Below are 1,219 nucleotides of genomic sequence, written 5' to 3' on the forward strand. Positions count from 1 at the left end.
AACGAGCAAGATGATAAAAACTACCAATTGTGTACGAGGAGTAGTTTCTCCGTTACTCGCAAACTTCGTTCTTGATGGACTAGAGCTTATACTCGATAAGGAATTTGGTAGCACAGCTAATAGGTATGGTCGAATTGCATACCATGCCCGGAAGATGGTGCATCAAAACGGCGTAAAACTCTGTAGGTACGCTGACGACTTTATTGTGACAGGCTTCTCTAAAGAACTATTGGAGCTGCGGGTAAAACCGGTTATTGAATCGTTTTTGAAAGAGAGAGGTCTCGAATTGTCTCAAGAGAAAACGATGATCACTCACACGACAAAAGGCTTCAATTTTCTGGGTCAGAATGTTCGAAGATATATGCTAAGAAATGGAGGAAGCAAGCTCTTGATCAAACCGTCAAAGGCCAACATCCAAAACTTTCTTAGAAAAGTTCGAAACGAAATAGAACAAATGCGTAGCTATACGCAGGAGAATGTAATCCGCAGACTCAATCCCATGATAAGCGGGTGGGCTAACTATCACAAGCACATAGTATCGACGGAAGTATTTAAACGTGTTGATCACCAGATATACAATGCCCTTTGGCGATGGGCTAAACGCCGACATCCGAACAAGGGCAAATACTGGATAAGCGCACGATACTTCCACATGGTGGGTGATATTAACCGCTCCTTTAGTTGCAGTGTAAAAGATGAGAATGGAAAGGTCAGCTTCTTTGTTCTTGCGCGGGCACAGAATCATCGAATCAGAAGACACACGGTGATCAATCCGACAGCTAATCCCTTCGATCCTTTATTTGATGCATACTATGAAGAAAGACTCTCAGCCAATATGCACAACAATAGGGAAGGACGAACCATGCTTAAACGGCTACGAATTAAACAAGAGGGTATTTGCCCTCACTGTAAAGATGCATTAGCTGTTCAAGGAAGGAAAGGAGTAGTTCGCTTTATCAGAGCAGGATCAAACGGAGGGCTACCGATCCTCACTAATTTGATTCTGCTTCACTCGAAATGCCATAAGCAAGCTCTTTGAAATGTTCACAATGACAAGTCCGTTGCCGGCAAGTGCGGACAGCACTTTGTTTAAACTTACTTGAGCCGAATGCCGGGAAACTCGCATGTTCGGTTCTTAGGAGGGTTGGGAACAGCAATGTTCCCCGCCTATCCGACACGCTAAATTAGAGAATAAAAGCATTACTGGCTTTTATTGCAT

Annotated in this window: 1 protein-coding gene; it reads left to right on the forward strand. The window is 43.5% G+C overall.

Going from position 1 to position 1,219, the window contains the following annotated elements; genetic code table 11:
• Positions 1-1,039 (forward strand): group II intron maturase-specific domain-containing protein (locus tag AC59IL_RS38905; RefSeq protein WP_496557664.1); only part of this gene is annotated, 1,039 nt, incomplete at its 5' end.
• Positions 1,040-1,219 lie beyond the last annotated feature (180 nt).

Source organism: Niastella sp. sgz303648, from assembly GCF_059587045.1.